This window comes from uncultured Metabacillus sp. (assembly GCF_947503125.1).
Taxonomy (GTDB): domain Bacteria; phylum Bacillota; class Bacilli; order Bacillales; family Bacillaceae; genus Metabacillus.
This window is the reverse complement of the sequence record NZ_CANNCR010000007.1, coordinates 1-25,840: the sequence shown is the minus strand read 5'-3', so window position 1 is coordinate 25,840 and position 25,840 is coordinate 1. Positions and strand designations below refer to the sequence as shown.

At 37.7% G+C, this 25,840-nt stretch carries 29 protein-coding genes and 1 other annotated feature; of the genes, 25 read left to right on the top strand and 4 right to left on the bottom strand.

Annotated features, from left to right (window positions below; genetic code table 11):
* Nucleotides 1–270 precede the first annotated feature (270 nt).
* The 18 genes from Q1B07_RS07380 to pheA all read left to right on the top strand — a co-directional run bounded on the left by Q1B07_RS07380 (nucleotide 271) and on the right by pheA (nucleotide 15,298).
* A complete protein-coding gene (locus tag Q1B07_RS07380; protein ID WP_299091737.1) occupies nucleotides 271–1,323 on the top strand; it encodes an SPOR domain-containing protein in 1,053 nt (350 codons plus the stop codon).
* Nucleotides 1,324–1,543: 220 nt separating this feature from the next.
* Nucleotides 1,544–2,113 carry a nucleoside triphosphate pyrophosphatase gene (locus tag Q1B07_RS07375; protein ID WP_299091734.1) on the top strand — a complete coding sequence of 190 codons (570 nt, stop codon included), beginning with the start codon at nucleotides 1,544–1,546 and terminating at the stop codon, nucleotides 2,111–2,113.
* A gap of 135 nt (nucleotides 2,114–2,248) precedes the next feature.
* On the top strand, nucleotides 2,249–2,938 hold the full coding sequence (gene radC, locus Q1B07_RS07370; protein WP_299091732.1) for a DNA repair protein RadC: 690 nt from the start codon (nucleotides 2,249–2,251) through the stop codon (nucleotides 2,936–2,938).
* 232 nt (nucleotides 2,939–3,170) lie between these two features.
* Entirely contained in the window at nucleotides 3,171–4,193 is a 1,023-nt protein-coding gene (locus tag Q1B07_RS07365; protein ID WP_046515747.1) for a rod shape-determining protein, read from the top strand.
* 103 nt (nucleotides 4,194–4,296) lie between these two features.
* The gene (gene mreC / locus Q1B07_RS07360) at nucleotides 4,297–5,217 is read left to right on the top strand and encodes a rod shape-determining protein MreC (protein ID WP_299091727.1); all 921 of its coding nucleotides are present in this window, start codon (nucleotides 4,297–4,299) and stop codon (nucleotides 5,215–5,217) included.
* The gene (gene mreD / locus Q1B07_RS07355) at nucleotides 5,214–5,732 is read left to right on the top strand and encodes a rod shape-determining protein MreD (RefSeq protein ID WP_299091725.1); all 519 of its coding nucleotides are present in this window, start codon (nucleotides 5,214–5,216) and stop codon (nucleotides 5,730–5,732) included. The genes mreC and mreD overlap by 4 nt, the downstream gene beginning before the upstream one ends.
* 53 nt (nucleotides 5,733–5,785) lie before the next feature.
* Nucleotides 5,786–6,469, top strand: coding sequence for a septum site-determining protein MinC (gene minC / locus Q1B07_RS07350; protein WP_299091722.1), 684 nt, complete (start codon nucleotides 5,786–5,788; stop codon nucleotides 6,467–6,469).
* Nucleotides 6,470–6,471: 2 nt separating this feature from the next.
* On the top strand, nucleotides 6,472–7,275 hold the full coding sequence (gene minD, locus Q1B07_RS07345) for a septum site-determining protein MinD (RefSeq protein WP_299091720.1): 804 nt from the start codon (nucleotides 6,472–6,474) through the stop codon (nucleotides 7,273–7,275).
* Nucleotides 7,276–7,428: 153 nt separating this feature from the next.
* Entirely contained in the window at nucleotides 7,429–8,211 is a 783-nt protein-coding gene (locus tag Q1B07_RS07340; RefSeq protein ID WP_299091717.1) for a M23 family metallopeptidase, read from the top strand.
* Nucleotides 8,204–9,070 carry a M50 family metallopeptidase gene (locus Q1B07_RS07335; RefSeq protein ID WP_299091715.1) on the top strand — a complete coding sequence of 289 codons (867 nt, stop codon included), beginning with the start codon at nucleotides 8,204–8,206 and terminating at the stop codon, nucleotides 9,068–9,070. Before Q1B07_RS07340 ends, Q1B07_RS07335 begins: the two co-directional genes overlap by 8 nt.
* A gap of 121 nt (nucleotides 9,071–9,191) precedes the next feature.
* Nucleotides 9,192–10,649: an Rne/Rng family ribonuclease gene (locus tag Q1B07_RS07330; protein WP_299091713.1), complete on the top strand. Its 1,458-nt coding sequence runs from the start codon at nucleotides 9,192–9,194 to the stop codon at nucleotides 10,647–10,649.
* Between the two features lie 62 nt (nucleotides 10,650–10,711).
* Nucleotides 10,712–10,789, top strand: a sequence feature (ribosomal protein L21 leader region).
* A 12-nt stretch (nucleotides 10,790–10,801) separates the two neighbouring features.
* Nucleotides 10,802–11,110, top strand: a complete 309-nt coding sequence (gene rplU, locus Q1B07_RS07325) for a 50S ribosomal protein L21 (protein ID WP_299091711.1) — start codon at nucleotides 10,802–10,804, stop codon at nucleotides 11,108–11,110.
* A gap of 12 nt (nucleotides 11,111–11,122) precedes the next feature.
* Nucleotides 11,123–11,458 carry a ribosomal-processing cysteine protease Prp gene (locus tag Q1B07_RS07320; protein ID WP_299091710.1) on the top strand — a complete coding sequence of 112 codons (336 nt, stop codon included), beginning with the start codon at nucleotides 11,123–11,125 and terminating at the stop codon, nucleotides 11,456–11,458.
* Between the two features lie 16 nt (nucleotides 11,459–11,474).
* Nucleotides 11,475–11,765, top strand: coding sequence for a 50S ribosomal protein L27 (rpmA, locus tag Q1B07_RS07315; protein ID WP_046515783.1), 291 nt, complete (start codon nucleotides 11,475–11,477; stop codon nucleotides 11,763–11,765).
* 165 nt (nucleotides 11,766–11,930) lie between these two features.
* Nucleotides 11,931–12,488 carry a sporulation initiation phosphotransferase B gene (locus Q1B07_RS07310; RefSeq protein WP_299091701.1) on the top strand — a complete coding sequence of 186 codons (558 nt, stop codon included), beginning with the start codon at nucleotides 11,931–11,933 and terminating at the stop codon, nucleotides 12,486–12,488.
* Between the two features lie 15 nt (nucleotides 12,489–12,503).
* On the top strand, nucleotides 12,504–13,787 hold the full coding sequence (gene obgE / locus Q1B07_RS07305) for a GTPase ObgE (RefSeq protein WP_299091698.1): 1,284 nt from the start codon (nucleotides 12,504–12,506) through the stop codon (nucleotides 13,785–13,787).
* A 168-nt stretch (nucleotides 13,788–13,955) separates the two neighbouring features.
* The gene (locus Q1B07_RS07300; protein ID WP_299091696.1) at nucleotides 13,956–14,399 is read left to right on the top strand and encodes an ACT domain-containing protein; all 444 of its coding nucleotides are present in this window, start codon (nucleotides 13,956–13,958) and stop codon (nucleotides 14,397–14,399) included.
* Nucleotides 14,400–14,413: 14 nt separating this feature from the next.
* Nucleotides 14,414–15,298, top strand: a complete 885-nt coding sequence (gene pheA, locus Q1B07_RS07295) for a prephenate dehydratase (RefSeq protein ID WP_299091693.1) — start codon at nucleotides 14,414–14,416, stop codon at nucleotides 15,296–15,298.
* 68 nt (nucleotides 15,299–15,366) lie between these two features.
* Here pheA and Q1B07_RS07290 read toward each other — a convergent pair whose 3' ends face one another.
* The gene (locus Q1B07_RS07290) at nucleotides 15,367–15,915 is read right to left on the bottom strand and encodes a transcription repressor NadR (protein WP_299091691.1); all 549 of its coding nucleotides are present in this window, start codon (nucleotides 15,913–15,915) and stop codon (nucleotides 15,367–15,369) included.
* Between the two features lie 71 nt (nucleotides 15,916–15,986).
* Nucleotides 15,987–17,117, bottom strand: coding sequence for an IscS subfamily cysteine desulfurase (locus Q1B07_RS07285; RefSeq protein ID WP_299091688.1), 1,131 nt, complete (start codon nucleotides 17,115–17,117; stop codon nucleotides 15,987–15,989).
* 206 nt (nucleotides 17,118–17,323) lie between these two features.
* Between Q1B07_RS07285 and nadB the strand changes: the two genes are divergently transcribed.
* Genes nadB through nadA form a run of 3 tightly spaced genes read left to right on the top strand, consistent with a single transcriptional unit; the run spans nucleotide 17,324 to nucleotide 20,829 of the window.
* Nucleotides 17,324–18,874 (top strand): L-aspartate oxidase, encoded by a 1,551-nt coding sequence (gene nadB / locus Q1B07_RS07280; protein WP_299091685.1) that lies wholly within the window; start codon nucleotides 17,324–17,326, stop codon nucleotides 18,872–18,874.
* Between the two features lie 3 nt (nucleotides 18,875–18,877).
* Nucleotides 18,878–19,708, top strand: a complete 831-nt coding sequence (nadC, locus tag Q1B07_RS07275; protein ID WP_299091682.1) for a carboxylating nicotinate-nucleotide diphosphorylase — start codon at nucleotides 18,878–18,880, stop codon at nucleotides 19,706–19,708.
* Between the two features lie 11 nt (nucleotides 19,709–19,719).
* A complete protein-coding gene (gene nadA / locus Q1B07_RS07270; RefSeq protein WP_299091679.1) occupies nucleotides 19,720–20,829 on the top strand; it encodes a quinolinate synthase NadA in 1,110 nt (369 codons plus the stop codon).
* 61 nt (nucleotides 20,830–20,890) lie between these two features.
* Here the strand turns inward: nadA and Q1B07_RS07265 are convergent, their stop codons facing one another.
* Nucleotides 20,891–21,643: a hypothetical protein gene (locus Q1B07_RS07265; RefSeq protein ID WP_299091677.1), complete on the bottom strand. Its 753-nt coding sequence runs from the start codon at nucleotides 21,641–21,643 to the stop codon at nucleotides 20,891–20,893.
* A gap of 330 nt (nucleotides 21,644–21,973) precedes the next feature.
* Between Q1B07_RS07265 and safA the strand changes: the two genes are divergently transcribed.
* The 3 genes from safA (at nucleotide 21,974) to Q1B07_RS07250 (ending at nucleotide 24,588) form a co-directional block, all read left to right on the top strand.
* Nucleotides 21,974–23,374: a SafA/ExsA family spore coat assembly protein gene (gene safA / locus Q1B07_RS07260; protein WP_299091674.1), complete on the top strand. Its 1,401-nt coding sequence runs from the start codon at nucleotides 21,974–21,976 to the stop codon at nucleotides 23,372–23,374.
* 156 nt (nucleotides 23,375–23,530) lie between these two features.
* Nucleotides 23,531–24,244, top strand: a complete 714-nt coding sequence (locus tag Q1B07_RS07255; protein WP_299091671.1) for a YhcN/YlaJ family sporulation lipoprotein — start codon at nucleotides 23,531–23,533, stop codon at nucleotides 24,242–24,244.
* Between the two features lie 155 nt (nucleotides 24,245–24,399).
* Complete coding sequence (locus Q1B07_RS07250; protein ID WP_299091668.1) at nucleotides 24,400–24,588, top strand: hypothetical protein; 189 nt, start codon at nucleotides 24,400–24,402, stop codon at nucleotides 24,586–24,588.
* A gap of 94 nt (nucleotides 24,589–24,682) precedes the next feature.
* Here Q1B07_RS07250 and Q1B07_RS07245 read toward each other — a convergent pair whose 3' ends face one another.
* Nucleotides 24,683–24,871, bottom strand: a complete 189-nt coding sequence (locus tag Q1B07_RS07245; RefSeq protein WP_299091666.1) for a hypothetical protein — start codon at nucleotides 24,869–24,871, stop codon at nucleotides 24,683–24,685.
* A 269-nt stretch (nucleotides 24,872–25,140) separates the two neighbouring features.
* Between Q1B07_RS07245 and Q1B07_RS07240 the strand changes: the two genes are divergently transcribed.
* On the top strand, nucleotides 25,141–25,662 hold the full coding sequence (locus tag Q1B07_RS07240; RefSeq protein WP_299091663.1) for an intercompartmental signaling factor BofC: 522 nt from the start codon (nucleotides 25,141–25,143) through the stop codon (nucleotides 25,660–25,662).
* The last annotated feature ends 178 nt before the right edge of the window (nucleotides 25,663–25,840 follow it).

Below are 25,840 nucleotides of genomic sequence, written 5' to 3'. Positions count from 1 at the left end.
TGCAGATTGTTTCAAATCTTACCTGTATAGTTAGTTTTAAAGACCTAACTTTGTCCAAATTGCAAACTAAGCTTATAAAAGAAATTTTTGAATAGGTCTATACACCTATTTTTTGTATAAACTGTTAATGTCTTTTCACATGTCAAATGAAAAATTTGACGAAAACTTTCAATGTTAAGACGACAAATGTCTTGTTATTTTTTTGATGCTTTCTGATAGCATGGTAAGCAAAATGACCGCACGTGTTTTGTAAAGAAGGGTGGTAGGCATATGGACAAGCACACATCAGACATGATCAAAATAAAAATTAATGGTAAGGAACGCCAGCTCTCACAAGAAGATACCGCCGAAGAACTTGCTGTTTCGAGTTGGGATGAAAAGCTGAAGGCAGAAAAAGAGGTTGCTTCAGCAAAGCAGCCAATAGAAGAGGAAGATGATTTTCCTTGGCTTCTACCTGAAGAGGATGATTCAATTTTTAAAGATGACCCGAAGGTTGTTACACCTTCAAAGAAAAAGATACGATTTTCAAATCAAACGGTCACACCTTATCAATATTCCAATAATAAAATTCGTAAAAAAATCAATGGGACATTTCCATTTAAAAAAATGATGACAATTATCGTTTTAGCGATTGTTTTAGGGTTTATGTTTGGCTTGATTGGTCTAAACTTTTTATCGAATGAAGACATGCCGACAATGGGATCTTCAGTTAATGTAACAAGCGAAGACAGTACAGCAACTGGGGAGTCGCCAAATCAGGAGAACAATAATGATGATAAAGATACAGCAGGAAATGAATCGGCAGCTTCGACAGCCACTCTAAATTTATATGCTGTTCAAGGTGGAATTTTTTCTGCAAAAACAGGAGCAGAAACGGTTGCCTCAAAGATTAAGGAGAAGGGATTTGCTGCAACTGTTATCGAAACAAATGGTTCCTATACAGTATTTGCAGGCTTTGGAAAAGAGAGGACGGAAACCGGCTCACTTAGTGAAATGTATCAAAAGCAAAACTTTGCAGATATTGAATTTTGGGGTGGAAAAGAGCTGTCACTTACTATTTCAACTGGGAGTGCAGCACAGCAATGGGCTACTGCGATTCAGGAATTATCTTCATTAGCTGCCGCTGCAGCAAACGGAAACACTCCAAGTCAAGAAGCTGTTACAGAAATTGAAACGACCATTAAAAGCATCAAAGCAAATGGTGAGGAAGAAAAGACATTAATCGAAAATCTTTTAAAAGCAGCTGAAAGTATAAAAAATAATAGTGGTTGGGATGCACAGCAGTATGTGTTAGATGTAACTAGTAAAATAACGACAAATTAAAAGAATGGCAATAGGCTTACTGTGAAAAGAGTAAGTCTATTACTATTTTTTGTATGAGACAAAAAATAGCTCTTTATTTTGTCATGATGTTATTCTTCTTAGAAAAATGATGTCCACTTTTGCTCTATAAAAATTTGTTTTTCAAAAATTGTTGTTTTTACCTCATTTTGGTACGATGGTCGTGTATCTTCTGATCTGAAACGTAGAAAGGATGTATGACATGGCGTCAAGTCTTATATTAGCATCAGCATCTCCTCGAAGAAAAGAGCTACTTGAGCTTCTTCAAATTCCATTTAAGATTATTGTAAGTGAAGTGGACGAAATATTAGACGAAAGTCTTCACCCAGCAGAAATGGTCCAGTCATTAGCTATGCAAAAGGCAGCAAGTGTTGCTAAACATAATAAGCATTCTTATGTAATCGGATCTGATACGCTTGTCGTATATGGAGAGCGGATGTTGGGAAAGCCATCTAGTAAAAGGGAAGCAATTGAGTTGCTTCAAATGCTTTCAGGGAAAACACATGAGGTTTATACAGGAGTCGCCATTATGTACGGTGAACAAATTCAATCTTTTTATGAAAAAGCAAGTGTCACCTTTTTTCCGCTTACTCAAAAAGAAATTAAGGAATATGTTTCAACAGGTGAGCCGATGGATAAAGCTGGAGCCTATGGAATTCAAGGCTATGGTGCATTACTAGTCGAAAAAATTCATGGAGATTATTATGCTATTGTCGGCTTGCCAATAGCTCGAACAAACCGCGAGTTGTTAAAAATGGGATTTAAGCGCTAAATGAAACTTATCAAACATAGCATAGGGGCAGGCTTTTTTTAGAAATAGATGTATTCTTCGTATAAAACTGTAACATAGGTCCATGATAGAGAGAGAAATTTCTTAGTGAGCAGAAAGGGGAATGAAGGAGGCAATATGGAACGTTCAATACTTAAAATCCGTGATTTCCCTGAAGATGAAAGGCCTAGAGAACGCTTGTTAAATGAAGGCCCTGATAAGTTGTCAAATCAAGAAATATTCGCGATCCTGCTTAGGACCGGAACAAAAAAGGAATCTGTCCTTGAACTCTCGCAAAAGCTGCTTCATCATTTTGAAGGACTGAGAATGTTAAAGGATGCAACAGTAGAAGAAATCACAACAATATCTGGTATAGGAAAGGCAAAGGCAGTTCAAATATTGGCTGCTCTGGAACTTGGAAGAAGAATCAATCGTCTTACGTACGATGATCGTTTTGTCATTCGCTCACCACAAGATGGGGCCAACTATGTAATGGAAGAAATGCGTTTCTTAAGTCAGGAGCATTTTGTCTGCCTCTATTTAAACACAAAAAATCAAGTTTTGCATAAACAAACGGTGTTTATCGGCAGTCTGAATGCATCAATTGTCCACCCTCGTGAGGTCTTTAAAGAAGCGTTCAAACGCTCTGCCGCCTCAATCATTTGTATTCATAATCATCCTTCAGGCGACCCATCTCCGAGCAAGGAGGACATTGAAGTGACTAAGCGACTATCTGAATGTGGAAAGGTATTAGGAATAGAACTTTTGGACCATCTTATTATAGGAGAACAAAAATATGTCAGTTTAAAAGAAAAAGGCTATGTGTAATACTTTTTTTTTTGCGTAATTACGATATAATAAGGTTTATGAGTTTTTTTCTATTTTAGGAAAAAACTCATTTCGATGCAGGAAAGATGAAGAAGCAGTTTCGAAAATATAACCTCATTTGATGTAAAACATGCCTGAAGGTAGAAAAGCCTCAAAATGAAGAAAGTTGTTTTCGTCAATTTTCCTATTAATAAAAAGTAAATATTTCGTTTCAGAAAGGAAGATACACCCTATGTTTGGAATTGGTACAAGAGACCTTGGTATAGATTTAGGGACTGCAAACACACTTGTATTTGTGAAAGGGAAAGGGGTTGTTGTGAGAGAACCGTCTGTTGTCGCCTTACAAACAGATACAAAGCAAATTGTTGCAGTTGGTAATGATGCTAAAAATATGATTGGTCGTACACCGGGAAATGTTGTTGCCTTGCGCCCGATGAAAGATGGAGTTATAGCTGATTATGAAACAACAGCAACGATGATGAAATACTACATTAAGCAAGCAACAAAAACGAAAGGTGTTTTTGCAAGAAAGCCTTATGTTATGGTTTGTGTTCCATCAGGTATAACGGCAGTAGAAGAACGGGCTGTTATTGATGCAACCAGACAGGCAGGAGCAAGAGATGCTTATACCATTGAGGAGCCATTTGCTGCAGCAATTGGAGCGAATTTACCAGTTTGGGAACCGACTGGAAGTATGGTAGTTGATATTGGCGGCGGGACAACAGAGGTTGCGATTATCTCTCTCGGAGGTATTGTAACAAGCCAATCAATTCGTGTTGCTGGCGACGAAATGGACGAGGCGATTATTACATATATACGTAAAACGTATAACTTAATGATTGGTGACCGTACAGCTGAAGCCATTAAAATGGAGATTGGTTCAGCTGGCTCTCCTGACGGTGTTGAGAATATGGATATAAGAGGGAGAGACCTTCTAACAGGTTTGCCAAAAACAATTGAAATTACCGCAGCTGAAATTGCTGACGCTCTTAAAGATACTGTTTATACAATTGTTGATACAGTAAAAAACACTTTGGAAAAAACACCGCCGGAGCTTGCAGCAGATATTATGGATCGCGGCATTGTTTTAACAGGCGGCGGTGCATTACTGCGGAATTTAGATAAAGTCATTGGTGAAGAAACGAATATGCCGGTGTTAATTGCAGAAGATCCATTAGATTGTGTTGCGATTGGAACAGGTAAAGCTTTAGAGCATATCCATTTATTTAAAAATAAAGCTAGAGACAGCCGATAATACAATTAATTGAAAAGCCTTTGCTTATTGACATCATTTATTTGTCACATATAAGCAGAGGCTATGTTTTGAAACGGAAATTCGAGTTAAGAGGGTGTTCATCATGCCACAGTTTTTCCTGAATAAACGCCTTATCTTGTTGCTAGTTAGTATTATTGTTTTAGTGGCATTGATTGGTTTTTCTTTAAAGGAAGATCGAAAGTTAACTTGGCCTGAGCAATTTTTACAGGATACAGTAGGTGTTTTTCAGTCAATATTTCATAAACCTGCAATATATGTTTCTGATTTCTTTGAAAATGTGACGGATTTAAAAAATACCTATGAAGAAAATGAGCTGTTAAAGAGCAGACTTGATGAATATATGCAGCTTGAGGCGGATCTTCAAGAGTATAAAGAAGAAAATGAAAGATTGTTAGCTGAGCTAGGTAAGGTTGCTAACTTAAGAAAGTATAATCCGATTTTTGCCACTGTCATTGGGCGAAATCCTGACAGATGGTATGATTATGTTTCAATTGACAAAGGCGCACAAGATGGGATTCAGCCTGATATGGCCGTTGTAACGGCTGAAGGTTTGGTTGGAAAAGTGAAAACAATTTCACAATTTACTTCAACTGTGCAGCTATTAAGTGCAACAGATCTAAAAAACAAAATTTCAGCTGAAGTACAAGCATTACCGGAAAATGAAGCTGACAAAAACAATGCAAACAATACCCAAAAAGTAATGGGTTTAATAGAAGGCTATGACGAGGAAAAAGGTGCGCTTTTACTAAAACGTATAGAATCAGATGTTAAGCTGGTAGAGGGACAGAAAGTAATCACCTCAGGAAAAGGTGAAGTATTCCCTGAAGGCATCTTAATTGGTGAAATAATTGGAGTTGAACCGGATACATATGGATTAGAACAAATGGCCTATGTGAAACCGTCAGCAAATTTCTATGATATTGACCGGGTTTGGGTAGCAGAGCGTGTTGCACAATCAGAAGATCCAGTTGAAGCGGTAACTGAGGAGGAGGAGGAATCTTGAGGCGTTTCATTCTTCCTTTTCTGGTTCTGTTTATTTTTATAAGTGAGAGTATTTTCTCTCACTTGGTTCATTTACCATTTGCACTGGAAGATCAGCTTTATATCCCTCGATTTGTATTAATTACATGTCTATTTCTCACCGTATACTTGAATCGAACACATGGAATGATTTTCGGGTTAGTGTTCGGCTTGCTGTATGACATTGTATATATCGAGATAATAGGAATCTACCTATTTGCATATGCCATTTTGGCTTATCTAGTTTCAAAAGCGATGAAGATTTTACATGGAAATGCATTAATTGTATTATTCCTGACTATTTTATCAATCGCCATCCTTGAATTTTATGTGTATGGAATTAATTATTTAATTGGGTCGACGAAAATGACATTGTACCATTTTACAACATTACGATTATTGCCTACTCTTGCATTAAACTCTATCGTTGCCATTCTGTTAATCTACCCTATGAAAAAATTCCTTACTAAAATAAAATTAGAAGAATCAGATGATTAGAAAAAGGATTTAATGCATTTCTGTCGAATAGATAAATCGTTGAGGTGAACGTGATGAAGGTCCAAAAACAACAATATGTTACCATTAAAGGCACAAAAGATGGCTTAACGTTACATCTCGATGATTCATGCTCTTTTGACCAATTGCTCCATGAACTCGAGGAAATGCTATCTTTAAAACAATATATTCACGGGTCTGGTCCAGTTATTGGTGTAAATGTCAAGGTCGGTAATCGGTTCGTTAATAAGCAGCAACATGAAAAGCTGGAATCATTGATTCAGCAAAAACGCAATTTAAAGGTTGAAGCAATTGAAAGCAATGTTATAACAAAGGATGAGGCGCTTAGGCTAAAAAGAGAAACAGAAGTTGTCTCTGTTGCAAAAATTGTTCGCTCTGGTCAGGTTTTAAAGGTTGAAGGGGATCTCCTGCTTATTGGTGATGTCAATCCAGGCGGAACAGTGATTGCTGCCGGAAATATCTTTGTACTAGGGGCGTTAAGAGGAATTGCACATGCGGGAGCGGATGGTAACGGGCAGGCTGTTATTGCTGCCTCATTAATGAAACCGGCTCAGCTTCGAATTAGTGACATCATTAATCGTGCACCCGATCATATACCTAATGATGGAAATGAAATGGAATGTGCTTATATAAATGAAGATAACGAAATGATTATAGAGCGACTGCAGCTACTTACTCATTTACGACCTAATTTGACAAGGTTTGAAGGGGGAATCTAACATTGGGTGAAGCAATTGTCATTACCTCAGGTAAAGGTGGTGTTGGTAAAACAACAACATCTGCAAATTTAGGGACAGCTTTAGCTATATTAGGCAAACGTGTTTGTCTAGTAGATACAGACATCGGTCTTCGAAACCTGGATGTTGTAATGGGATTAGAAAATCGGATTATTTATGATCTAGTGGACGTTGTTGAAGGTCGCTGTAAAATGCATCAGGCGCTTGTTAAAGATAAACGGTTTGAAGATCTATTATATTTATTGCCAGCAGCGCAAACGAGTGATAAAACAGCCGTAAAACCAGAGCAAATGAAAAAGCTTGTAGATGAATTAAAACAAGATTATGATTATATTGTCATTGATTGCCCGGCTGGTATTGAACAAGGCTATAAAAATGCAGTTGCTGGTGCGGACAAAGCGATTGTTGTCACAACACCTGAGATATCCGCTGTTCGTGATGCAGACCGAATTATCGGCCTTCTAGAAAAGGAAGATATTGAACCACCGAAATTAATCATTAACCGTATTCGTAATCACCTTGTAAAAAACGGGGACATGCTGGACGTAGATGAAATTGTGACACATCTTTCCATTGATCTCATTGGTATTGTTGCTGATGATGATAATGTCATAAAAGCATCCAATAATGGAGAGCCAATTGCCATGGATCCGAATAATCGTGCAGCAATTGCTTATCGTAATATAGCACGGAGAATTCTTGGTGAATCGGTTCCTTTACAATCTTTAGAGGAGCAACATAAAGGCGTACTAACCAGATTGAAGAAATTCTTTGGTGTACGAGTTTAATCATCTTACATAGTGACTAGTGGGCAAAACCAACTTTTATTAAGAGTTGATTTAAACCACTAGTTTTTTTGTTTTTTTAAGCGATAAAATTTAATCATATCCTTTCAGGACAAGGCATAAACTTGTACAAACTGACTAAAAGGATTGATGGGGATGAGTCATCGAGCGGATGAAGTGAAAAAAAGAATTGCGAAAAGAAAACGTGAAAGAGGATTAGGAAATGATCCTGAAACAACAAAGCGAACTTCCTTGTTTTTAAGTGACGAGGAGAGATATGGCGTATATTCGCCGCCGACGTATGAAGGTGGCCCTGGCAATGGGAATGGCGGTCATCCGCTTTTCCGTGCAGAAGTATTCATGTTTAAAGTATTATTTTCAGCCGTGATCGTATTAGTGGCTGCAATCGCTTTTAAAAATGGAGCACCTCTTTTCCAAAAAGTACAATCAGCGGTCAGTTATTCACTTGAAGAAGAGTTTCAATTTGCTGCTGTATCTTCATGGTATAAGGAACAATTTGGCGAACCATTAGCCCTTTTTAATCCAACATCAGGTGATAATGAAAAGGAAAATCAAACTGAAACCGCTGATTTATCTGTACCAGCAACTGGGAAAGTCCTTGAAACCTTTGAAGACAACGGACAGGGGATTATGGTAGAGACAAATCGCCCTGCTGTAGAGGCAATTAATGAAGGAATTGTTGTTGAAGCGGGTGAAAAATCGGATAATGGTCTTACAATCGTCATCCAGCATGCAGATGGGACAGAATCATGGTATGGAAATTTAGAAAAAATTGATGTAGCTCTTTATGATTTTGTCGAAAAAGGAAAAGAGCTAGGAAAAACAAAATTAAATGAAAATCAAAAAGGCACCTATTATTTTGCTATAAAAAAGGGTGATGATTTTATTGACCCGAACAAGGTGATCCCATTTGAATAACTATTTAACTCTCTTATTAAAAATCCATATTCATCCATTGTTATGGGTCATGATTGGAATAAGTGTCATTACAGCAAACTTTAAAACGGTATTCGTTTTAATGCTGATTGTGTTTGTACATGAAATGGGCCATGCAATAAGTGCTCATTTTTTTTCTTGGCGTATTAAATCAATCATGCTCCTCCCGTTTGGAGGGGTTGCTGTGGTTGATGAGCATGGAAATCGTTCATTGAAACAAGAGTTAATTGTTGTATTATCAGGTCCGATTCAGCATATTTGGCTTCAGGGGGCAGCCTATCTGCTTTTGACAGCGAATATAATTAGTGCAGATGATTATCAATTGTTTACGTTTTATAATCTATCGATCTTATTCTTTAATTTGCTGCCTGTATGGCCTTTAGACGGCGGCAAGCTATTATTTATTCTTTTCTCAAATTATTGGCCATATAAAAGAGCACATTTATATATGATTGGAGTGTCACTCTTTTTCTTGTTCAATTACGTAGCAGTTGTTTTAGTATATTCACCGAATCATTTGAATGCATGGATTATTACCTCCTTCCTCATTTACAGTTTATATCAAGAGTATAAGAATCGAATGTATGGCTGTTTGCGCTTTTTAATGGAACGCTACTATGGCAAACAAGAGACCATTTACCGTTTAAAGCCGATTGTCGTAGATGAGTCAGAGTTAATTTTCCATGTGTTGCTTCAATTTCAACGGGGATGCAAACACTTAATCATTGTGGAACGAAATGGTTCAAAAGTATCGGAAATGGATGAAAATGAATTGCTCCATGCCTATTTTGCAAATAAGCTTACCGATTCAAAGGTAGGAGATTTAGTCTACGCTTATTGATATTAGCCTGTACCTTCATTCGTAAACAGCTTCTATGATATAGTAATAGAGGTATCTATCTGGGAAGTGAAAGCTTAGCAAAAGCTTTTGTCCCTTTTCTTATAGAAAGAGGGTATAAGCAGTGCGGAAATTGTTTATTAATGAAAAAACAAACGAAATTCGTTGTGCTGTTGTTGAGGAGAATCAATTAACAGAAATTCATCAAACGAATTCTTATCAAGACGAGGTTGTTGGCAATATTTTTGTTGGAAGAGTGACAAAGGTTCTTCCCGGTATGCAGGCTGCTTTCGTTGATATCGGCTTAAAACAAAACGGATACTTACATCGCAATGATTTAATCTCGTTTCAGTATGAAGTGAACCATGGTTCTAAAACTTCAATCTCCCATTATGTAAGAGAGGGTGATCAGCTGCTCGTCCAGGTTGTCAAAGAGGGGACAGATCAAAAAGGACCGAAGCTAACAACAAATCTTGAATTTGGCGGTAAGTTTTTAGTATACATGCCATTTGGTGATTATCTTGCTGTTTCAAAAAAACTTACAGATGAGGCAGTAAGAAATAGATTATTAACAATTGCTGATGAGCTCCGCGAGGGAAAAGAGGGGCTTCTTTTTCGTACAGCGAGTTTACATAAAACAAAGGAGGAGCTTACTGAAGAATATATAAAGCTCAAAAAGCAGTTCACCTCTTTGTCTAGAAAAAATGCTAAAGTACCTGAATGTATATTTGAGGCAAGAAGCTTTGTTGACCGCATTGTAAATGAACTAGCACTTCATCCTAAAGACATGATAATTTGCGATCAAATTGAGACAGTACAGCATTTAAAACAGCAATATCCAAATGTCACGGTTATGTATCATGATCAAAAAGAAGGGATTTTCTCTACACATAAGATTGAACAAGAGATTGACAAACTCTTAAAACAAACTGTTTGGCTAAAGAACGGGGCATTTATTGTGATCGAACAAACGGAAGCAATGACAATTATTGACGTAAATACAGGGAAATTCTCTGGGAAATCTTCGATGAGGGACACGGTACTAAAAACAAATCAAGCAGCTGCAATTGAAATTGCCAAACAAATAAGATTGCGAAATCTTAGCGGAATTATCTTAATCGATTTCATCGATATGAGATATAAAGAAGACCAAGAAGTAATTGTCGATACGGTCACTCGCGAGATGAAGAGGGATCGTGTCCAGCATAAAATAATTGGCTTTACCGAACTGAATATTTTGCAAATAACAAGAAAAAAAGTACGGGGATCGATTCAGGAAAGTCTTACAAACCGATGTGAAGTCTGTCATGGAACAGGGCGAATTCCATCTGCCGAGAGTGTTACCTATAAGCTTGAGCGAGAACTGTGGGAGTATCAATTCATGGACGAGGAAGCGATCTGGGTTGAAGCGACTGATGATGTAATCCAACTGCTTCAAGGTGAAAACAAGAACCATAAAAAGCAGCTTGAAGAAGCGTTACACTTTAAAATACTGTGTTCAACTTTAACAAGTCCCATACCTAATTATCGAATAAAACATATTGGCAGCTTGAGCTCAATCACAGAAAGGCTTAAAGCTTGAAATAATGGTTGCATATTTCAAAGGTATTTGATATTATGGTTAATGTTATGACTTGTAGCGCACCCGTGCTACAACCGCTCAGAATAAGGTTTAAGCAATGTTTAGACATTCACCTGATTTTGGCGAGTCTGAGTTTATAGGAGGTGCAGAGAATGTACGCAATTATTGAAACTGGCGGAAAGCAACTAAAAGTTGAAGAAGGCCAAGTAATTTATGTTGAAAAGCTTGGTACTGAGCAAGGTGAAACTGTTACGTTTGACAAAGTTTTATTCGTAGGTGGAGACAATGTGAAGGTTGGCAGCCCAACTGTTGACGGAGCAACTGTTACAGGTAAAGTTGAAAAACATGGTCGTCAAAAGAAAATCACTGTCTTCAAATATAAAGCTAAGAAAAATCAACGTAAAAAGCAAGGTCACCGTCAGCCATACACAAAAGTTGTTATCGAAAAAATCAACGCGTAAGGCTGTTTGAATATGATAAATGCAAAAATTTATCGTTCAAATGAGGGACTTATCACATCGTTCATATTATCTGGACATGCTGAATTTGATGAGCATGGTAAAGATTTAGTTTGTGCTGGGGCTTCAGCTGTTACCTTTGGTGCTGTCAATGCAGTACTGTCATTAACAAATATTGAACCACAAATTGAGCAAGGCGAGGATGGCGGCTATTTACACGTGAAATTGCCTGCTGACCTTGACAAAGCAACAAGTGATAAAGTTCAACTTTTGTTGGAAGGTATGCTGATTTCACTTCAAACGATTGAAAGAGAGTATGGACAATATATTTCTGTATCGAATATCAACTAAATAGGAGGTGAACTTCATGTTAAGATTAGATCTTCAATTCTTCGCATCTAAGAAAGGGGTAGGTTCGACTAAAAACGGTCGTGACTCTATCGCGAAACGTCTTGGTGCAAAGCGTGCTGATGGGCAATTCGTAACTGGTGGTTCAATTCTTTACCGTCAACGCGGTACAAAAATTTACCCAGGTGAAAATGTTGGCCGCGGCGGTGATGATACGCTATTTGCAAAAGTTGATGGTGTCGTTAAATTCGAACGTTTCGGACGCGATCGCAAAAAAGTTAGCGTATACCCTGTAGCACAAGAAGCATAAGTTTGTAATAAAGACTCTAACCTGAAAATTTGGGTTAGGGTTTTTTTGTTGTAATAAATGACGATTGTTACAATTTCCCTTATGTTCCAAATCAATGTTTGTTATAATTCATAGTACAGCCTATCAAGACATGCCAAGTTTTCTAATAAGAACTAGGAGAATAAAATGAGTATGAAAAATAATTTAAACGAATGGAACATTGTCGATCTTTTAAGTCATTCTCGTCATGATTGGATGAATAAACTACAATTAATTAAAGGTAATCTATCCCTGCAAAAATATGAACGTGTCAACGATATAATAGAAGAAGTCATTATGGAAGCCCAACATGAATCAAAACTCTGTAATTTGAAAATGCCCGAATTTGCAAGTTATCTCCTCACATATAATTGGAACAAACATCATTTGTTGCTTGAATATGAAATTTTAGGGGATGTACGGTCTTTGGAACCATTCGATGAGTCAGTGACCCAATGGAGCAGGAGCTTTTTGGATATACTAGAAAATACGGTCGATAGATGCAGTGAAAACCATGTGAGCATTACGATCGATTTAGATTCTGATAAAGCTGGGGTTCGTTTCTTTTTTGATTTTAATGGCATAATAAATAAGACAGATCAAATCGAAAATTGGTTAAAAGCAGTTGATCATTCACGATTGGTTGTGAATGAATATCACGTTGATACATATGAGCTAACTACAGTTATTTCATTTGGGATTTAGAACGGAGGAAGACAAATGTTTGTCGATCAAGTCAAAATATATGTAAAAGGCGGCGATGGCGGAAACGGAATGGTAGCGTTCCGTCGTGAGAAATATGTGCCAAAAGGCGGCCCGGCTGGCGGTGATGGCGGAAACGGTGCTGACGTCGTTTTCGAAGTAGATGAGGGTTTAAGAACCTTAATGGATTTTCGATACAAACGTCACTTTAAAGCTCCTCGCGGTGAGCATGGTATGTCAAAAAACCAGCATGGCAAAAATGCACAGCCAATGATCGTAAAGGTTCCTCCTGGAACGGTTGTTACGGATGAAGAAACAGGACAAATTATTGCAGATTTAACTGAGCATGGACAACGTTCAGTCATTGCCAAAGGCGGCAGAGGGGGCCGCGGGAATACAAGATTTGCAACACCTGCAAATCCTGCCCCGGAGCTGTCGGAAAATGGTGAACCAGGTATCGAGCGAAATGTTATTTTGGAATTAAAGGTGTTGGCAGATGTAGGGTTAGTAGGCTTCCCGAGTGTAGGAAAGTCAACCTTATTATCAGTCGTTTCTTCTGCGAAGCCGAAAATTGCAGATTACCACTTTACAACCCTTGTTCCTAATTTAGGAATGGTTGAAACAGAAGACGGTAGAAGCTTTGTCATGGCAGATCTGCCTGGTTTAATTGAAGGTGCTCACCAAGGTGTCGGATTAGGTCACCAATTCTTAAGACATATCGAAAGAACACGTGTTATCGTTCATGTTATCGATATGTCTGGGTTAGAAGGCAGAGATCCTTATGACGATTATGTAACCATTAATGCAGAGTTAAAGGAATACAATCTTCGGTTAACAGAGCGTCCGCAAATTATTGTTGCCAATAAAATGGACATGCCAGATTCTGAAGATAATTTAATGGAGTTCAAGAAAAAGCTTGAGGATGATGTGAAAATCTTCCCGATCTCAGCGATTACTCGCGAGGGTGTTCGTGAACTGTTATTTGAAATAGCTGATACATTGGAGAGCACACCTGAATTTCCGTTATTTGAGGAAGAACCTGCCGAGCACCGGGTAGTATATGAATTTAAAAAGGAAGAGCCGAACTTTGCGATTACTCGCGACAGTGATGGATCATATGTCCTTTCTGGTGAAAAGATTGAGAAACTGTTTAAAATGACAGACTTTTCTCGAGAAGAATCAGTTCGCCGCTTTGCTAGACAGCTTCGTGGTTTAGGTGTTGATGAAGCTTTACGAGAACGAGGAGCACAAGACGGTGATATTGTAAAACTGCTTGATTACGAATTTGAGTTTGTTGAATAATGATTTAATATTGTGCCTGAGAGCTGATCATTTGGCTCTCTTTTTTGTACGAAGGTGAAAACTTTATGTCCTTCTCATCGTTTTAAAAAATAAATTAAGAAAAAAGAAGAAATTTAGCTAATATTGTGATAAATTATCTACATTAAGAAAAATGTTGGGAGGGAGAAAATGAAGGACGCTACGTTTTTTTTAGTTCGCGAAGATATTTTGCCGGAAGCGATGAAAAAAACTCTTGAAGTAAAGAAGTTAATAGAAAGAGGAAAAGTAGATTCTGTAGCCGAAGCTGTTCAGCGTGTGGATATGAGCCGCAGTGCTTTTTATAAATATCGTGATGCTGTATTCCCGTTCCATACAATGGTAAAAGAAAAGCTTATCACACTTTTTTTTCATCTTGAGGACCGCAGTGGTACATTATCCCAATTGTTATCGGTTGTTGCCACTGCTGGATGTAATGTGTTAACCATTCACCAAACCATTCCCATTCAAGGACGTGCAAATGTTACACTCTCTCTTAATACGAATGGAATGACAGAAGATATCAATCGCTTGATGGCTAAGCTCAGAAGATTGGAATTTGTTGAGAAAGTAGAGATACTTGGCCAGGGAGCATAAGGAGTTGAAGATAGTTGGCATTAAAAATAGGCTTTTTAGGGCCAAGAGCAACATTTACCCATTTAGCTGTGCAAGCATTTTTTGGAGAAGAGGTTGAGCAGGTAGGGTTTACCACGATTCCTCAGTGTATTGATGCTGTTGCGGATGGTGAAATTGATTTTGCTGTTGTTCCTACTGAGAATGCATTAGAAGGCTCTGTTAATTTAACATTTGACTATTTGATACATGAACGACCATTATACATAGTCGGAGAAATTGTTGCACCAATTGAACAGCATTTGATGGTTCATCCAGCAAGAGTAAAGGATTGGGAGAACGTAACTCGAGTTTATTCTCACTCACATGCGATTGCCCAGTGTCATAAGTTTTTGCACAATACCTTCAAAGGGATAATCTATGATTATGCAACATCAACAGGAGCGGCAGCAAGCTATGTTAGCCAGCATCCAGAAGAGCCTGTAGCGGCGATAGCAAATAGACTTGCAGCAAAAGAATATGGGTTAGAAATTGTAAAGGCGAATATCCATGATTATCACTATAACCATACGAGATTTGCCATTTTAAATCCTTTAAAAAATAAGGAATATTGTAGTCCGTATTTAAAGCCTGATAAAGAAAAAACGACACTGATGGTGACATTGCCTTCAGATCAGCCAGGGGCATTACATCAAGTGTTATCAGCATTTACATGGCGGAAGCTAAATTTATCAAAAATTGAATCAAGACCGATGAAAACAGGGTTAGGCAACTATTTTTTCATTATTGATCTTGATATGCTTGTCGACGAAATCCTTATACCAGGTGCAATTGCTGAGCTTGAAGCTTTAGGCTGCAGTGTAAAGCTGCTTGGGTCTTATGAAGGATACTCGATTAAACAAAATATCGAAAAAGAGGTTTAGTACCTTTTTTCAAGAAACCAGGTGAATCAAAAGTCACCTGGATCTTGAAATGTTGATCCTGCTGTTCTTTAGTCCTTAACTATAAATCCCTCTTTATCAAGTTCTTCACATGCACGATCTAGTTTTTCCAGTGAATCAGCTTGCAAGGTATGCAAATGAAGCCCTTCTGTTAATTGTGATAAATAAACAGAATTAGAGTGGTCTATTTTTTTGATGAATTCATTTACATCATTTCGATTACCTACCATAACAGAGGCTGTTAATTCGCCATATACTTGATGCTCAACAATGACCTCCTTTACAAACACACCATGATCAACAAGGATGGTTAATTCTTCTCTTGTCCGTTCAGGGGCATGCTTACAGGCAATGATCCGTTCAAAAAGGTTAGAGTGGTCATTTTGCTTTGATAAAAACACATATCCCTGGCTTGTAGCCATAATGGGGTAATTTTTAGCTTTTAAAAGGGAAATATCCTGCACAATAACTTGTCTGCTGACATTTGCTTTTTTGGCTAATTCTCCGCCAGTAATCGGCTTGTCTGTATTAGAAAGCAATTCCAATAACATGGCTCGTCGCTCATCTCCTAAAATTTTTTCCGTCTTCACAAAGATCATCCTTTCAACAATTCGATTAATATATTAACTAATGACCGCTTTTTTCCCGATTAAAAGAAGCTGCCAGTCTCTTAAAAATGTTCGATGATGTTAATAAGAGTTCGTGTAAATGATTCTAGCTCTTTAGCCTTTGTTTGCTCCCCTAATGATATTCTAATATATTGCTTTGCTTTTTGCTCGTCAATTCCCAAGGCAAGAAGTGAGCGGGGAGGTGCTTGCATGCCGACTTGACAGGCACTTCCAGTTGAAATGGCAAAACCATATCGGTTGCATTCAAGCATCAAATATTGTCCTTCAATTCCACTGACAATCACAGGTAAAATATTCGGAAGGATATGCTCACTGTTTTCATTTAAAAGGATTAGTTTGTCTTTATATGGCTTGATTGCGTGTATGAATTGGCTTCTCAGCTCTAGATAATGTTTTGAATGTTCATTCATTTTATCTGAGATATCTTTTGCTGCAGCAGCGAACGCGGCAGCTGCGGGAACATCTACTGTCCCAGGACGGAAGCCTGACTCATGGGTCGTTCCGGGAATTACTGGCCTCCAGTATGCGGAAGAATCGATATAGGCAGCACCGATTCCCTTCGGTCCATAAATTTTATGGCTGGAGATAGAAATGGCATCAACATATCCCTTTTCCACATGGATTGGCAGTTTACCAAAGGTTTGAACACAATCACTATGAAATAAGATTCCTTGCTTTTTTAAACATAGACCGATTTCTTCAATCTGCTGAATAACACCAAGTTCAGAGTTGCCATGCTGAATGGAAACCAATCCCGTATGATCTTTAATCTCGTTTATCACATCTTCAATTGAGATTTGTCCATGTTTATTTGGCTTCAAGAAGCTAACTTCGAAGCCCTCTGTTTGCAGTCTTTTAAAAAAAGTATAAAGTGATGAGTGTTCAATTTGGGTCGTAATAATATGATTTTTAGATGGATGAATTCCATTTAATAGTGATTGTATGGCCAAAATATTCGCTTCACTCCCGCTGCCTGTAAAGTAAAGCCGTTTTTCGTTCCCGCCAATCATATTTGCAATAAGCTTTTTCGAAGCCTGTAAAGTCCTTGCGGCTATATCGCCAATATCATGTAAACTGCTTGAGTTACCAAATGCATTTTTTGCTGCCTTTATATATATGTTTAACGAATGATCACTCATAGGAGTCGTTGCTGCGTAATCAAGATAGATCAATGGTTTCACCCCATGTTTTTCATAATCTATGAAATCTTATAATTAAAAAAATGGATTATTGTCATGTTCTGATGGGAAAGTCATCGTTTTTTTATACGTATCCTTAAGGAGTAAATTCTAATCGTATAAAAAAACTCTTGTCATTATTTTAAATATATGTAAATATAGGTGTCAAGACAGGTGTAAATTTACTGGGGGTGCCATGTATGCCTCAATCAGATGTCATTATCATTGGCAGTGGAATCGCAGCCCTTTCTGCTGCATACCACTTACGACATAAACAAGTAACACTTATTACGAAATCATCTTGGAAAAAGAGCAACTCAATGCTTGCCCAAGGTGGAATAGCCGCTGTGATTCATAAAAATGATTCCTGGAAAAATCATTTTGAAGATACGTTAGTGGCAGGGTGTTATCATAATAATCCAACAAATGTTGAGTATCTTGTCCAAGAAGGCCCGAATGAAATTTTGGAATGGTGCCAACGAGGCATGAGCTTTGACTGTGATCAAAATGGTCAATTTCTTCTAGGGAAGGAAGGGGCACATAGCCATCATAGAATAATTCATGCCGGAGGAGATGCAACAGGAAGAGCCATTACTGAGTTTTTATATCAAGCAACAAAATCCTCGGTAAGAATCATAGAAAATGAAATGGCAACAGAATTAATTGTTGAGCATGGTGTATGTTGCGGTGTTTTTACTAAGAGAATAGATGGAACGATTAAACGGTACTTGGCAAGTAACACGATTATAGCAAGCGGTGGATGTGGGGCTGTCTATGGCCATACATCAAACGCCGATGTGATCACAGGTGACGGGATTGCTATGGCGTATCGGGCAGGAGCGGAAATTGCTGATATGGAATTTATCCAATTCCATCCGACGATGCTTCAAATTAATGGGCAATGTGTTGGACTCATTTCAGAAGCTGTTCGCGGTGAAGGAGCTGTCTTGATTAATCAGCATGGAGAAGCGTTTATGGATAAGCTCCATCCACAAGCAGATTTAGCGCCTAGAGATGTCGTTTCAAGAGCGATTTTTTTCGAGATGAAAAAGGGGAATGAAGTATTCCTTGATATATCCATGCTTTCAAATTTTGTAACGAGATTCCCAACGATTTCACGTATGTGTAAACAACATGGTATTGATTTAAAACATGGGAGAATACCCGTAGCACCAGGTATGCATTTTCTAATGGGAGGAATTCGCACGGATGAGAATGGCGAAACAAATATTAGGAAATTATTTGCAATAGGTGAAGCTGCTTGTACGGGAGTTCATGGTGCAAATCGTTTAGCTAGCAACTCTTTATTAGAAGGACTTGTTTTCGGAAAAAGAGTCGCCGGCCATATATTATCCTTACCCTTTGATCAACCTGTAATGGCCGTTGATGATAGCATGGAATTTGCAAGTACAGATAGCTGTGAATTACCGACAAAGAAACAAATTCAAGGCATTATGACCCGATATGTTGGAATTCAGCGAACGGAAGCAGAGCTAACATATGCGGTAAATTGGTTTGAGAGTTATCAGAAGCAATGCTCTTTTTGGGCATTTAATGTGAAGGATTTCACAACTCAACAAATTGAAATCATCAATATGATAACAATCGGCTGGCTAATTTCCACCTCGGCATTAAACAGAACGGAGAGCAGAGGCGGACATTTCAGAATTGATTTTCCTGACATGAATGATAAAGAATGGCGAAAAAAGCAGCTGATCCGAACAAAAAATGAAATGTACGTAGGGGTGTAGCGGATGAACGTGATTAAATTTAAAAAGAAACTTGAGGAATTTTTTCTAGAGGACTTAGGTGAATTGGATGTTTCAAGTCAAACGATATTTGGTCCTGAAGCAAGGGGAGAGGCTGTCATAATTGCTAAGGAAAATGGAATTTTAGCTGGAATTGATGTGATTCAAACAGGTTATTCCTTATTTCAGCAAAAGGTGGATGTAACCTTAAAAAAACGTGACGGCGACAAACTTACCAAGGGTGATATTATCGCGGAAATCGAGGGACCGGTCGGCACGATTTTGAGCGGGGAACGAGTGATATTAAATTTATTGCAGCGGATGAGCGGGGTTGCAACCTTAACAAATAAGGCAGTAAATCTCCTTCAATCAGATCATACAAGAATTTGCGATACAAGAAAAACATCTCCCGGTTTGCGAATGTTTGAAAAATATGCTGTCCGTTGCGGCGGTGGTTTTAATCATCGCTTTGGCCTTTATGATGGGGTCATGATTAAGGACAATCATATCGCCTTTGCAGGTTCGATTATAAATGCTGTAAAAGAGGTAAGGGAAAAAACAGGTCATATGGTGAAAATTGAAGTGGAAATTGAAACCGAAAAGCAGCTGCTAGAAGCAATTGAGGCTGAAGCAGATGTTATCATGTTTGACAACCGCTCACCAGAAGAGGTAGCAAAATTTGTTGAACTAACGCCAAAACATATTGTGACAGAAGCTTCTGGGGGAATTGGACTAAATAATTTAGCTGATTTCCGTCATACAAATGTCGATTATATATCCTTAGGTATATTAACACACTCATATAAATCGTTAGATATAAGCTTGAATGTTAAATAGGAGGTCAGAAAATGGAATTATTAGATATTCTTGAACATGAGAAAAGAGAAATGATGCCAGAATCCTATAAAACACGTACAACGGAGGAAATGGAACGTCGCGTACGCGAAATTAAAGAAAAATTCGGCACAAGGCTTTATATTCCGGGGCATCATTATCAAAAAGATGAGGTTGTGCAGTTTTCTGATGTAACAGGTGACTCCCTGCAGCTAGCACAAGCCGCTGCAGCCAATAAAGAAGCTGAATTTATTGTGTTTTGCGGTGTTCATTTCATGGCTGAAACGGCTGATATGTTAACTACTGAGAACCAAAAGGTGATTTTACCAGATATGAGAGCTGGCTGCTCAATGGCTGATATGGCTGATATTGAACAAACCGACCGGGCATGGGAGGAGCTCCAGCAATTGTTTGGTGATACGATTCTTCCTTTAACCTATGTAAACTCTACAGCTGCCATTAAGGCTTTTGTTGGAAAAAACGGCGGTGCAACAGTCACCTCTTCAAATGCCAAGAAAATGTTAGAGTGGGCATTTACTAAGAAGGAAAGAATTTTATTTTTACCAGATCAGCACTTAGGAAGAAATACAGCGTATGATTTAGGGATTCCGTTAGAAAAAATGGCGATCTGGAACCCAATTCATAACAAATTAGAATATGATGGGAATATTGAAGAGGTCGTTGTTATTCTTTGGAAAGGCCATTGCTCAGTCCATGAAAACTTCACAGTGAAAAATATTGAACATATTCGCAAAACAGAACCGGATATGAACATTATTGTCCACCCGGAATGCAGTCGTGAGGTTGTTGGCTTATCTGATTATGCAGGCTCAACAAAGTATATTATTGATATGATTGAAGCAGCAGAATCAGGTACAAAATGGGCGATCGGAACAGAAATGAACCTTGTAAACCGTTTAATTCAGCAAAACAAGGACAAGAAAATCGTATCATTAAATCCTTATATGTGCCCGTGTTTAACAATGAACCGGATTGATCTCCCACATCTCCTTTGGGCGCTTGAAGGCTTAGAAAAAGGAGAAATCACGAATCAAATTGTAGTGCCTGAGCAAATAACAAAGGATGCCGTTTTAGCACTTGACCGCATGCTTGCAAATGTTTAAATACAAAATTGGGTCAGTCCCTCTATACTGGAGAACTGACCCTTATGCTTTCAAAAACTCCTTATTTTACCTCAACAGGATTTGCATTTTTAGGGATTACAGCTTTAACTAAATGCCTGTCGGCAATCACCTTCCAATTGTTATCTGCCTTATAAACAACGTATTTTATCATGTTTACTTGTTTGCCATTTATGACGGAAATGTCAACAATCGATGCTGTATTTGTTAGAGTGGTTACATTATGTATGTTATATTCAAGCGCCGATATTCTATCACGATTATCTATTTGCTCATGATCTTTATTAAACTTTCTAGCATACTTCCTTAATGCAGCTTCATTCCCTGAATGAATGCTGCTAAAATAACCTTTAATTCCGTTAAGCATACCAATATTCATCGTTTTTTCCGCTGCTTGCTTTCGATATACACCTTTTACAATTCTCCATTTTCCTTCTTTTTTAATAACTGGGAATGTCTGAACAATGACTTGGTCTTCAAAATCTAAATGTACCGATGCTAAAGCAAGGTCACTAGAAACAACAGTAAGGTCCGTTATTTCTGCCTTTTGTAAAGGATTTTTCTTGCAAAATGTTTGATCATAACTACTACGATCGACATTCTGAATGTCGATTGAATACTTTGACATTTTGTCCGTCTTGCAGTTTTTTTGAGCATTAAAAAATTGAATGGTTGCATTTAAAGCATTGTTACGCATTGCAATTGTAACTGATTCCTTTTCCGCTGCTTCTACATGAACTTCATTATTAGGTACTATCAAATTTATTAAAACAAATGTCATCACTATTTTAAGCATTTAACCAATCCTTTAAGTATGATTGTAGTATTTTTCCTCCTTCATTTTTATTTATGTATATAAATCATGAAAGTTTTGCGGTTAATAAAATGTCCTCATTAAGCATAAAAATGATAAAAGTGGATAGGTTTATCCAATTTTTAATACGAGTTTAATCATATTTTCTGTTTTTTCTTCATAAATTGTGATGAAGATTAATGACATCATGCTTATTGTTTATGAGGTGGAAAAACATCATCGATTTTATCATTAGTTCGATGAGTCAGAAGCCCATCAGTATAGAAAAAGCTTTCTGATGGTTATTTATTTTTATGTTTAGGAGGGAAAGCGTTGAAAATTCATATTGTTCAAAAGGGCGATACTCTTTGGAAAATTGCAAAAAAATATGGGGTTGATTTCGAAGAGTTAAAAAGTATGAACACCCAATTAAGCAATCCTGATTTAATCATGCCTGGAATGAAAATTAAAGTACCTTCTGGTAATGTAGCATTAAAAAAGGAAGCACCAGTGAAAAAAGAAATGCCGATAAAAAAAGAAATGCCTAAGGTTGAACATCCTTTTGCAAAAGAAAAACCTAAAGAGGCAGTAGATGTAGAAGATACAGCACCAAAAGATGTAAAAACGGAAAAACCATCAAAACCTTATATACCGCCTGTACCTAATATTCAGCATCCGGTATATACTGGAATCGATATGAATAATTATTATACGGTGAATATGGCGATGATGCCGCAAATGCCAAATCCGCAATTGCCGCCAAAACCGGAAAATGTATTACCAGATATAATGAAGGATGATGAAGACATCTATAAAGTCCCAGCTAAAGAGCTACCAAAAGATTTACCTAAAGAACAGCCTAAGGAGCAATTTAAGGAGCAGCCATATTACACATCACCATTACAACAAGAGGAGGATTCAAAAGATATGGCAAATATGCCGAATCTACCGAATATGCCTTACATGCCAATGCCAACAAATGTTGCACCAGCCATGTATCAGCCACATTGTGTAGCACCACAATATATGGTACCTGTTTCACCAGTATTACCTGGCAGTGGATTATGTCCACCAGGACCATATTTTCCAATGCCATATGGTTTCGGTCCGGCAATGCCGCAACAGCCATACCCAACCGCAGTTAGTCCTGCGGAATATGATGACGATGATGATGAACAAGGTCCTTATGCACCAAATATGCCATATCCGCAAGCTGTTGCGCCTGCTGCACATTACGGTCATGGGTTCCCAGTAAATCCATATGCAGGTGTACCGGTGTCTCCAGTATTACCAGGTCCGGGATTTCATCATCCTAGCCAAGTTTTAGGAGCATACGATGATCCGTATGATGACGATGATTATGAAAATGAAGCCCTTTCTCCAGCATATGACCAGAAGGATTGCGGGTGCGGCGGACCTGCTCCGCAGATGAGTCCATATCAACAAATGCCACAGTATGGCTATCCAATGCAGCAGCCATACGGAGGCTTTGCAATGATGCATCCAGTTGGCTATCCAATGCAGCAACCATTTGGTGGTTATCAAGGACAACAATTCATGGGTCCACAACCACAAGGGCAACAATTTATGGGTGACCAAGGACAGCAGTTTATGAGTGCTCAAGGGCAACAATTCATGAGTCCACAAGGGTTTTCCCCAGAGCAAATGGCACAGGGCGGGCAAATGTTTGAAATGCCTGATTATGACAGCAGGGAAGATAACGACGAAGATTAAACCGATTAAATTTGCAGAGGTAATGGAGATACCTCTGCTTTTTCCTGTCTCCAATATTACCGTTAACTAACAGATTGATTTCCCTGTAAAAGGTACAAGCTAGTTAATGAGCGCGATATTGTGCTCTTTGAAAGTACCTACAGGGGGGTAATCGTGTTGATAAACAAGAAAAAAGCTTCAGCATTTACAGCTATCGCACTTCTTACATCGGGTTTAACAGCCTGTAATAATAATGAGGGTGCATTAGATACAAGGTATAATGATAACACTCAACCCATGGGTTACTATTCAAATGAAGATACCAATGTGGATAATGAAGGCCCAGTAACGGAAATGATGGATGGTATGAATAATGAAAACAATTATTTCCGTAGGGTTAATAATCGTAATAACAACCAAAATATGGACAATCCAACAGTTCCTTTAGGTGACCGGGATGATGGACTTGTTCGAGATAATCGATTTAGACGTACAGATACAAATTACCATGGCCATTTAAATAAACAAGGAAATAATGATCGTGAAGATAATGAAATCTCACGAAAAATAGGGGCTTCTGTTGAGAAAATGAACAATGTTGATGATGCACGTGTCTTGGTTACTGAAAATAGCATTTTAGTTGCAGTTAAAACAGATGCTGCTAATGAAAACAATTTAAAGAATAAAATCAAAAATAATGTTCGTAAAATGGCTGATGGTCGGGATGTTCAGGTTGTGACAGATCAAGGAACCTTTACCCGTGTTCGTAACATAGATAATAATATTCAAAATGGTGTTGACCGCACAAGAATTGATGATGATATAAACAATCTTATGAATGATCTTGGAAATGCAATGCAACGCCCATTCAATGGAGATAGAAACGAATAAAGGCAGCCTCAAAAGGGTCTGACTTCCTAAAACCGATATGGAACTAAGTTCTTATATTGTGTTTGGGGTCGACCCTTTTTATTATGATAAAACGAACCATAAAATATGGTATGATATATGAAGTTTTTTTAAAATTTTATGTAGCAGGTGATCGAATGGAAGACAAAGAAATAAAACGAGAAACAAAAGGAATTGATACATCGATTGTATATGATTTTAAACAATACCCTGACGAGATCAGCGGCCGCTGTGATAATTGCGGGAATACTTTATTTAAAAGTTCTGTTAAGGATTTCATTTTTCTAAGGGAATGCAGGGCATGCGGGATGAAAAAGAGCATTTAACCTGAGTGTAAAGATTATGGAATTCCCAATAAAAAAGTCACTCAGTAAAGGGGAATTGGCTGTACCTGAGTGACTTTTAATTTTCTATATAAAACTAATTATTTGAAAATAAATATCTGATGCCTTTATAAATAAGAACCGCTGAGAAAACCAAAACCGTTAATACTCCAACAACTGTAGTAAATGGTGCAATACTAGCTAAAAATGTTCCTGCTAATGGCACCTTAATTAAAGCAAAGCCTGATAAAATTGCGGCTAAATATAAGAATATCCAACTATTCATTATAACCCCTCCTTTATTAACAATATATGAGCTTAAGTAAAGGAAGCGTAATGAAATAGCCTATGGAAGAAATGAATATTTAAAAGTGTTATTCTCTATTATTTCTAGAGTTTAAAGCTTATCAGATGTTGTGGAAGGTTTTGGATTGCGTAATTTAGATGATAAGTTGGTTAAAACTTCTATTATTGGTCACAATATAATTGAACAGAACCAGATTAGATTCAAATGATAGTAGGCTTTTGAAGAATTTAATGATCGAGGTGAGATTGATGAGAACGTTTCATCTAAGTCGCATCCTTACCGTTTGCAGTTTGATTTTTATGTTCGGATTGTATCCAAACGGTAACCAAGTAATAGCTTTCGAAAAAATAGGTGATGAGCCGTTAACGGTAAAAGTGGTTTTGCAGCGGGTTTACTTAGATGGAGAATTAAGTGAAGAAGTAACAAATGAAACCATTCTCTCGATGGAAGATTTTTGGGCTGCATATGATAGCTGGCAGTTAATTGATCAAAGTAAAGAAAGGATTGTTCTTCAACGAAAGGTTGATGATATTTCGCCATTGTTAAAAACGAATGGATACTTTGGAATTGATGGGGATGGGGTATTATCAATATTTAATGGAAAGCCTGAAACAAAGGAAGTTATTCAATCTTTCTTTCAAATAGATGTTAAAAAGCTCGAAAGCCGCAAGCACGACGAATTAATCCAAGGTATTCGAATTCATTCTAAAGATCAATTTTTAGAAGTGTTAAAAACATATGAAGCCTATTCAAAAACGGAAAAGAAATAAGGAAACCTGAATTATTCATACCATCTCTGAGTTCATGCATTTAACCAAAAATCAATTATAGTTTTTAAACTTTCTAAGGAATTTTGTTCATTTTACTTCTTAAAATTGTATTTCTAGAACTTGGGGCTACAAATCTCTATTTTTAGGCAGACTACTCCCTTGGAATTAACACGATTTT